An 8,498-nucleotide genomic window follows, 5' to 3' on the forward strand; every position below is an offset into this window, starting at 1 on the left:
TTTGGAATTTTTCCTGAACACCTTAGGGAGTAAGGATACCCCTGCACGTGACAAAGATGTGATCATCAGGGAAAGCTATAAGAAAATTTTCAGGGATGGCAAGGTACAGGTGGAGGATGACCTACTCCTAGATAGGAAAGTAATTACCAACAAAGATGTTACTGCTTACCTGAAAGACATAGAGTTTTTTTTCAATGAAGCCAGTTTTAAATTTAAAATCAGGGAAACAAAACCATTTTTGAAAGAAAATGGAAAATTGTCATTTTTGGTTTCCATGGACAGGATTATGAACGTTATAGGCTTGAACCAAGAAAAAATAACCAATACCAAGCCTAGATTTATTGAAGTCAACGTAGATAAAAAATCCAATGAACTGAAGATTGCGAGTGTGTATACCACTAAGTTGAGTAGGGATGAAGAACTTACAGAGTGGTGGGCCACCTTATCCTATACCTGGGAGTCATATTTCAGAAATAAAATCGGGCCTACAGATGAAGATTCCATTACCGTGGACCACTTATATAAAATCAGTGCGATAGATTCAATCGATTTTTCAGGAAACGAATACCTGATTGAGCTTTCCCCCATTGAGGCTTTGAGGGATCTCAAATACATTGATATCAGTAATACCAAGGTTGAGGAGCTTAACCCGATCAGCAATGTTACTTTTTTGAATCACCTTAATATTTCCAATACCCCTACGAAAGACATTCAGTTTATCAAGTATTCTGATAAGCTTGAGTACCTCGATATCTCAAATACGCAAATTGAAGATATCAGCGAGCTTGGAAACCTGAAAAGCCTGCGGATTTTGAAAGCTGTCAATTCACCGATTGTTTCTTTTAGTGTTTTGAATTCCATGCAAGCGCTCACCAAATTGGATTTGAATAACAGCAACTTTACAAGTATTGAGGATATTCAGGAACTAAAAAACCTGAAACACTTGGATGTCAGTGGAAACAATTTGTCTAATCTTGACCTGATGGCCGGACTTTCGGGTCTTGAAGAGGTTAATTTAAGCGGCACCAATATAGTAGACCTTACTCCTTTGGCAGATCTAAGCTCTCTTAAGATGGTTAACATCAACAATACTGCTGTATCAAACATTAACCCACTGAGTGGTAAGCCGAGCTTAAAAATGCTCTATGCAGACCTTACAGAAGTTACAGAAGCAAGTGCAGAGCAATATGCCAGAAGTAATAGGGGCGTACTATTGATCCATCATGTGGAAACCTTGCAGTCATGGTGGTCCGGTTTGTCTGAAGAATGGAAAGGTGCTTTGATTGCCGTCAATCCCCGCCTTGGAATTCCTGCACCGACCATAGAAGACCTTACATATACTTTGGGGATCGATTCTTTGGATGTTTCAGGGACAGGGATCAATTCTTTAAATCCAGTTCTGAAATTTAAGAACATCAATTATTTGGCTTTTGATGATAATGAAATTGAAGACCTTCTTTCATTGACAGGAATGAAGACTATTGAAATCCTGTCAGGTAAAAACACAAAAGTAAAAGACCTTTCACCTTTGGCAGGATTAAACGATCTGACTGAGATAGATTTCAGGGATAGCCCTGTGACAGGATTTAGCATGCTGAAAAATCTTCCCAATCTGACTTATTTGAACCTTGACAATTCAGAAATAGACCAGCTTGAGATCCCTGATTTTTTAGAGAAAAACACCAAAATCAATATTATTTTCAGGTCTTCGGTATTGGAACAGTGGTGGGATACCTTAGATGAAGCTTGGAAAGCAGCCTTAAAAAAGGCCTATGGGGATGGTGATGTAAATCCTGACCTTGAAACTTTACATTCCTGGACAGCCAAGCCTAGCCTGAAGGTAGAAAATTCCGATATTTCAAATTTACAGGCTCTATCAGTTTTTGTCAATTTAAGGTCCTTGTCTATATCGCATGCTCCGATGACAGATATCTCAGGTCTCCGTGAATTGACATTATTGGAGGATCTGAAAATCACCCAGGCACCGGTATCTGATATTTTGGTGTTGCCTGTTTTGATAAACCTTAAATCCCTCGATTTGTCCTACACTGCCATTGAGGATTTGAGGCCAATGGGTCAGCTTGTTGGACTAAAATCACTATATCTTACAGGTACCAATGTCACCATATTGCGAGGTTTGGAAACGCTCACCAATCTTGATAAATTAGATATTGGTGGTACCAATGTGAAATCTCTTAAGCCTGTTCAAGGTCTGAATCTAAAAGAACTGATCTGTTTCAATACAAGAATGAATCAAAAAGCTGTAGATGCATTCAAAAAACTGAATCCTGAATGTGAAGTTAGGTTTTATTGAGAAGGGAGAAATAAGTATCAATTACAAAGTATCAAGCACAAAGTATTAAATATCAAGATCAAAGTATCCCTAACCAAGTTCGGAAAATCTAGGACAAATATTTCAAGCTAATGCCAATAACCCCGAACCAGGAACCGGCAAGTCAAAGATCATTTTTTCCTTACCTGTTCCAAACTGAGTCGGAGGATATTTCCCATATTGTTGCAGGCTAAAAATTTATCGTTTTTATAGTGCCTTGAAAGGTCTTTTTTTAGGGATTCGGTATTTTCTTGTGTGGAAATAGTGTCTGATTCCATGGTTTTCAACAAATCTTCAATTTCTATCTGGGAGCTTTTTAACCTATTGGCAATCAGAGAACGTTCTTCCCTTTGGTATTGAGCCATTGATTCAGGAGTGATGTGTTTGAAACCCATCTGAATCAAGGTATTGTTCTGTTTGAAATACTGTGGCAGGTATATTGATTTTTTTCCTTCATAGGACTGTTGGTCAAAATCGATGGCCCTTATTCTATAATGGGTTTCCTCAAAATCCGGGGTAACATCCACTACAAAGTTTGAAGAGTGCATGTCCCCCAATAACCTGACAAAACACCTTTCATTGAATTTGACAAATTCCTTTGCCAAACGGATAGGGTTTTGAAGGTCATCATTGATGTATTGGCGCATAAACTGCTCTCCCGGAATACCCGCGATATGCTCTTCAATCAGGGTGTTTTCATGCACTAGGTAATTGATGCGGTTAGGGGATAAGAGGTGTTCAAGTTCAAGTCCATAAATCCTCGATGCGTCCGCCATCTTCACATAAAAATAGTCAAAATTGTCATTGATCCTGTTGACGATTCTGACCCGGAAAGGCTTGGTATTTCCATAAACGCAGAGGTCAATCCTGTCCACATATAAGTGCTGCATGACAGTCATGTCACCTTGTGCTTTGAGGAGAGAATAGATTTTTTTGACGTCGTAGTGGATTTCCTCCCTGTCGGATTCGGCAAAAAAGACCGTTTCCCAAAGCGTATCATTTCCCTTGGAATCATACAATGCGATTGAGGTATTGTATCTCAAGAGGTCATTGTATTGGATCGGGAAATCCACCTCTCGCCCATATTTGTTTAGAAATTCCCTCAATTTTGGGCTTATGGGATAGATGATTTTCTTTTTGCTGATCAGGGCCATATGGTAAGAGGTCAAGATTTGGCCATTTCTTTTTCTTCTTCGCTCAGGTTTTTGTCAAAAATGAAAGGCCCAAATGGAAGCACTGAAGCTACAAGTGCAAAAAGTGTCTTTCCAAATTTCCACTCTAATTTGTGAGCAGTTGGGAAGACCGTATAGATGTACAAGATGAATAGTAAGCCATGTACCCACCCAACATAGGTGACAGCTAGTGGCAAATCCATGGTATATTTCAACGGCATAGCTATAAATAACAAAACCAGAAAGGAAATACCTTCCATGATACTGATCAACCTAAACCGCTTCAGCCATTTGGTTTTTTCTTCTATAGTTTTCATTTCTATTTTTTGGTAATGTTGAACAGGACCTGTAGCTCTTTCCAAAGGGCTTTTCGTAGATCCAAATTTTCGGAGATCTGCCTTAAATCATCTGCAAAAAGATATTCGATCTCATCTTCTTGGTGCACTTCATATGTTTTTTTGACGGACATCATGATTTCATGCCTCACTTTGCCAAACACGATAATCTTATTTGGATTGAGTGCTGTAATGGAGGCCATTGATGTCAATTCGGTATCTTCTGAATTGGCCAAAGCGATGTCTTTCAGCGAACATGAGACAGCACCAAGAATCTTGAATAGATATTCTGAAAGATTGCTTTCAAGTGAACTTCCCTCATAGATTACCAATATGCCTTTTTCAAAGCCTCCTTCAAATGCCAATTGCACATGTTCTTCTTCAAATTCCTCTTGTGAGGAAACTGAGGTTGATTCTAGAGTTACAGGTTTTTCAAGGGCCAACAATTGATCTCTTTCTTCAGTCACGAGATAGATTTCATCGTCTAAAATTAAACCAAGGTCGTGGATACTCATTTTTTCCATGTGCCTAATTTGATTAAAAAAACATCTGAAAGCAAGGAGATAAAAGCGAGATGAAAGAAACAATATGAAAGACAGCTTTAGAAGGAATTTCCCCAAAAGGTTTGGCTTTGGGTAGATTCAGGAAAAACTGCTTACAACCCGAAACAATTACATCTATTTCTTACCCTTTGTTTTCCTCAAAGCCAAAAATTGATTTCAATTCGACAGCATCTTTTGGATCCATTCTTTTTGCCAATACCAATCTCAGTTGTCTCCTTCTTAGGGCTCCTTCATAAAGTTCAATTTCCTCGGGCGTTTCTGCGATGACTTCAGGAACTTCTATAGGCCTTCCGTTTTGGTCGACAGCGACAAAGGTGAAAAATGCGCGGTGTGTCAGGATTTTTTTGTTGGCCGGAATATCCTCAGCCCAAACCTCAATGAAGACTTCTATAGAGGAATTGAAAGCCCTTGTTACGCGTGCCTTAAGTGTCACCACATTGCCTAAGGCAATGGGATGCTTGAAAGAAATGCTGTCAGCAGATGCCGTGACCACGATCCTGTTGGAGTGTTTTTGCGCTGCAATGGCAGACACAATGTCCATCCAATGCATCAGCTTTCCACCCATGAGGTTGTTTAAGGTGTTGGTATCATTGGGTAATACCATTTCTGTCATGATTACTTCAGATTGCTTTGCTGATTTCTGTTTTGGCATAAAAGTTAATTTTTTTGTAAAAATACAAAACCTTTTTCTTTCATAGAAAATTTATAGACCTGAATTCAGTATAAAATTTGGTTATTTCCATCCTTCCAATCCCAAAAGCGGAACAAAGGCAAAGTTGTCAAACTCCTCCTGTTCGATTTTGGTTTCTGTGATTTTTGTCAGCTTCATCATTTTCTGGGTTCTTCTGTCTCCAACCGGAATCACCAAAATTCCACCGACTTTCAGTTGCTTCAGCAAAGAATTTGGGACCACCGGTGCTCCTGCAGTTACCAGTATTTTGTCATAAGGGGCATGCTCAGGAATTCCTTTGGAACCGTCTCCAAAGTAAAAATGAAGGTGGATGCCTAGTTTGGACATGAATTTCTTTGTTCTTTCAAAAAGTTTCTTTTGGTATTCAATGGTATGGACATCCGCTCCGAGCAAATGCAGGATCGCGCCCTGATACCCTGAACCTGTCCCGATTTCCAGGACTTTATCTCCCGGTTTTATATTTAATAGTTCCGTTTGGAAAGCCACAGTATAAGGTTGGGAAATCGTCTGACCTTCTCCGATAGGGAAAGCCTTGTCTTCATAGGCATGCGAATCCAAGGCCGAATCAAAGAAAAAATGCCGTGGAAGGGTATTGATTGCATTCAAAACAGCTTCGTCTTTGATGCCTTTTTGCCGGATGATTTTTACCAATTCTTTTCTCTGACCTTTGTGGCGGTAGCTGTCCTCTAATTTTAACATGGGTGGATCGTAATGGGAAACTTTTGTAAACGATGCTAAGTTAAGGGATAAATTGGCTTAATTTGAACCCTAAATCAAGCTTTGCCACTTATAGTCTGAAATTTTGGCCTTTAGATTTTAAATTATGTTTACAGGAATTATAGAGACATTGGGAACGATCACCGACATCAAAAAGGAAGGGACCAATGTCCGATTCGATATATCATCTCCGATTACTTCCGAACTCAAAGTGGACCAGTCAGTTTCCCATAATGGTGTATGTCTGACTGTAGTTGCCACTGATGGAAAGACTTATTCAGTTACTGCAATAGATGAAACACTTAAAAAAACGAATCTAAAGTCCTGGGCAATAGGCAAAAAAGTAAACCTTGAACGCTGTATGCCTGCCAATGGAAGATTTGATGGGCATATTGTGCAGGGACATGTGGATCAAATCGGTAAAGTGGAGCGCATTACCGAACAAGATGGTTCTTGGATTTTTGATTTTTCTTTTGACCCAAATACGGGAAATGTGACCGTGGAGAAAGGTTCCATCACGGTCAATGGCACAAGTCTGACCTGTTTTCATTCAAAAAATGGGAATTTTTCCGTTGCCATCATTCCTTACACCTATGAGCATACCAGCTTTCATGAATTGAAAGTAGGGGATGAGGTTAACCTTGAATTTGATATTATCGGCAAATACATCCAAAGGATTATCAGAGGATATGCTGACTAGCCTAGTCGGTTTTGATTTTGTTTATTCTCCCTTTCATCCTAACGAGGTTGTAGATGTAACGGAATATATGGTAAGCCGCCAATCCACTCAGCACTCCGACTAATGCCCCAACCAATATATCTCCGGGATAATGAACGCCAAGATATATTCTGGTATAGGAAAAAAACACTGCCCATAGGAAAAGCCATTTGACAGCAGGGTATTTGAAAGAAAGCCCAAGATACATAGCCGTGGCAATGGCAAAACTGTTTGCCGCATGTGAGGAGGCAAATCCATACATACCGCCACAATTGCCATAATTGTGGACCATTCCATTCAAAAGAACTTCATGACAGGGCCTCAACCTTTCAAAAAACGGCTTCATCAGACCTGAAGTGATTTGGTCAGCAAAAAGAATCGAAAGCAAAACCCCCAAGATTACCCACCATCCTTGTTTGCCGTAGGCTTTCCAAATCAAGAAGATCAAAAAAACATAAAGTGGAATCCATGGAAAGGTACGGGTAGAGTAGTACATGATCGGATCCATAAAATCCGAGTGGTATTGGTTTAACCACAAAAAAAGAGACTGATCCCATTCACTGATTTTTTCTAGCATGTTTTTCTCAATATCCCATTAACCAATTTAACCTTTAAGCATTTTTAAATATTGACCCAATCAATTTCTTTTTTGAGGTGGTCGAGGGTGAAAGCTTCACTCGAATCCGGATTGGGCTGATGCATGTATTCCCAGTTGGCCATGGGAGGCATACTCATCAGGATGCTTTCTGTTCTTCCATTTGTATCAAGGCCGAATTTTGTTCCCGCATCCCAAACAAGGTTAAATTCCACGTACCTGCCTCGGCGGAGTGCCTGCCACTTTTTTTCATTTTCCCCAAAGGGTAGAGATTTGTTTTTGGCCATAAAGTGGCGGTAGATTTTTGGAAAAAGGTATCCGACCGATTTGACAAATTCAAAAACAGAATCCATTTCTTTGGGATCATGGCTTGATAGCCTGTCAAAGAAAATCCCTCCTATACCCCTTGTTTCATTTCTGTGTTTGATGAAAAAATAGTCATCAGCCCACTTTTTGAATTTGGGATAATACTCAGGATTTGATCGGTCGCAGGTGGCCTTTACCTGTTGGTGAAAGTATTTTGCATCGGCGATATCTACATAATGGGGAGTGAGATCGATGCCACCTCCAAACCACTTGACACCATTGCTCATCTCAAAATACCTGATATTCATATGGATGATAGGCACCATCGGGCTTTCGGGATGAATGACAATAGACACCCCTGTCGCAAAAAAATCGGCTTTTTCGAGCTTAAGTTTTTCAAGGATTTTGTCAGGAGTCGGTCCTTCCACAGCTGAGAAAGCTACTCCTCCTTTTTCGATGATATTTCCATTTTGAATAATCCGTGTACGTCCGCCGCCTCCTTCAGTTCTTGTCCATTTATCTTCCTGGAATTTTCCCTTACCATCTTCTATTTCCAATTCCTGACAGATAAGGTCCTGAATTGCCATGAAATCAAGGGCGATTTTTTCTTTCTCTAGCATTTTTCCGTTCCAAAAATCAATTAATCCTCTATTTCCAGTACTTCTAATATTTCTGCCAACTGGTCAAAATCCTTAAGGCCAGGTTTGATTTCTTCCCCACCCTCCAGGGCAATACCTTTTACTCCGGTCTCTTCAATTAAGTTTCTCAAACTTTCAGGCTCAATACCGAATCCTAGGAGTACTTCTGCTGTGGAAGCCAAAGTTTTCAGTTTTTGGATGATGGTATCATTTATTTCAAGACTTTCTGAAACAAGGTATAGCATTACCCCAAAATCCTTAAAAAACATAGATTTGGCAATCAGGTCATCCAAGTCCTCATCAGATATTAAGTTTTTTTTGAAAATAATCCCATAGGAAGAATTGACCAACAACCTCAAATGTGTTTCTTCCTGAATTTCGATGAAATTGACACCCTTGTATTCGGTGACAAGACCAAGGATTTTTTCGGG

At 39.7% G+C, this 8,498-nt stretch carries 10 protein-coding genes; 2 read left to right on the plus strand and 8 right to left on the minus strand.

The features are described 5' to 3' along the window. A partial coding sequence (locus ACZFYI_RS10980) for a leucine-rich repeat domain-containing protein (protein WP_462524176.1) occupies nt 1-2,314 on the plus strand: 2,314 nt, incomplete at its 5' end. A 149-nt stretch (nt 2,315-2,463) separates the two neighbouring features. Here the strand turns inward: ACZFYI_RS10980 and ACZFYI_RS10985 are convergent. The 5 genes from ACZFYI_RS10985 to ACZFYI_RS11005 all read right to left on the minus strand — a co-directional run bounded on the left by ACZFYI_RS10985 (nt 2,464) and on the right by ACZFYI_RS11005 (nt 5,792). Then, nucleotides 2,464-3,486 (minus strand): hypothetical protein, encoded by a 1,023-nt coding sequence (locus ACZFYI_RS10985; RefSeq protein WP_462524185.1) that lies wholly within the window; start codon nt 3,484-3,486, stop codon nt 2,464-2,466. Nucleotides 3,487-3,497: 11 nt separating this feature from the next. Further along, the gene (locus ACZFYI_RS10990) at nt 3,498-3,821 is read right to left on the minus strand and encodes a DUF3817 domain-containing protein (RefSeq protein WP_462524177.1); all 324 of its coding nucleotides are present in this window, start codon (nt 3,819-3,821) and stop codon (nt 3,498-3,500) included. 2 nt (nt 3,822-3,823) lie between these two features. Beyond that, nucleotides 3,824-4,363 (minus strand): hypothetical protein, encoded by a 540-nt coding sequence (locus tag ACZFYI_RS10995; RefSeq protein WP_462524178.1) that lies wholly within the window; start codon nt 4,361-4,363, stop codon nt 3,824-3,826. Between the two features lie 160 nt (nt 4,364-4,523). After that, on the minus strand, nt 4,524-5,054 hold the full coding sequence (locus ACZFYI_RS11000; protein ID WP_462524179.1) for an acyl-CoA thioesterase: 531 nt from the start codon (nt 5,052-5,054) through the stop codon (nt 4,524-4,526). A gap of 81 nt (nt 5,055-5,135) precedes the next feature. Continuing rightward, nucleotides 5,136-5,792: a protein-L-isoaspartate(D-aspartate) O-methyltransferase gene (locus ACZFYI_RS11005; protein ID WP_462524180.1), complete on the minus strand. Its 657-nt coding sequence runs from the start codon at nt 5,790-5,792 to the stop codon at nt 5,136-5,138. 124 nt (nt 5,793-5,916) lie between these two features. On the opposite strand from ACZFYI_RS11005, the gene ACZFYI_RS11010 reads away from it, so the two are divergent. Next, complete coding sequence (locus tag ACZFYI_RS11010) at nt 5,917-6,510, plus strand: riboflavin synthase (protein WP_462524181.1); 594 nt, start codon at nt 5,917-5,919, stop codon at nt 6,508-6,510. A gap of 1 nt (nt 6,511) precedes the next feature. Here ACZFYI_RS11010 and ACZFYI_RS11015 read toward each other — a convergent pair whose 3' ends face one another. The 3 genes from ACZFYI_RS11015 to ACZFYI_RS11025 all read right to left on the minus strand — a co-directional run. After that, entirely contained in the window at nt 6,512-7,105 is a 594-nt protein-coding gene (locus ACZFYI_RS11015; RefSeq protein ID WP_462524182.1) for a phosphatase PAP2 family protein, read from the minus strand. A 44-nt stretch (nt 7,106-7,149) separates the two neighbouring features. After that, entirely contained in the window at nt 7,150-8,049 is a 900-nt protein-coding gene (hemF, locus tag ACZFYI_RS11020; protein ID WP_462524183.1) for an oxygen-dependent coproporphyrinogen oxidase, read from the minus strand. Between the two features lie 20 nt (nt 8,050-8,069). Next, nucleotides 8,070-8,498: phosphoribosylanthranilate isomerase (locus ACZFYI_RS11025; protein WP_462524184.1), on the minus strand; the 429-nt coding region annotated here is incomplete at its 5' end.

It is taken from the genome of Aquiflexum sp., from assembly GCF_977115555.1.

Coding starts and splice junctions, on each gene's coding strand:
- ACZFYI_RS10985 (WP_462524185.1), bottom strand. CDS start 3,486: ATGGCCCTGATCAGCAAAAAGAAAATCATCTATCCCATAAGCCCAAAA.
- ACZFYI_RS10990 (WP_462524177.1), bottom strand. CDS start 3,821: ATGAAAACTATAGAAGAAAAAACCAAATGGCTGAAGCGGTTTAGGTTG.
- ACZFYI_RS10995 (WP_462524178.1), bottom strand. CDS start 4,363: ATGGAAAAAATGAGTATCCACGACCTTGGTTTAATTTTAGACGATGAA.
- ACZFYI_RS11000 (WP_462524179.1), bottom strand. CDS start 5,054: ATGCCAAAACAGAAATCAGCAAAGCAATCTGAAGTAATCATGACAGAA.
- ACZFYI_RS11005 (WP_462524180.1), bottom strand. CDS start 5,792: ATGTTAAAATTAGAGGACAGCTACCGCCACAAAGGTCAGAGAAAAGAA.
- ACZFYI_RS11010 (WP_462524181.1), top strand. CDS start 5,917: ATGTTTACAGGAATTATAGAGACATTGGGAACGATCACCGACATCAAA.
- ACZFYI_RS11015 (WP_462524182.1), bottom strand. CDS start 7,105: ATGCTAGAAAAAATCAGTGAATGGGATCAGTCTCTTTTTTTGTGGTTA.
- hemF (WP_462524183.1), bottom strand. CDS start 8,049: ATGCTAGAGAAAGAAAAAATCGCCCTTGATTTCATGGCAATTCAGGAC.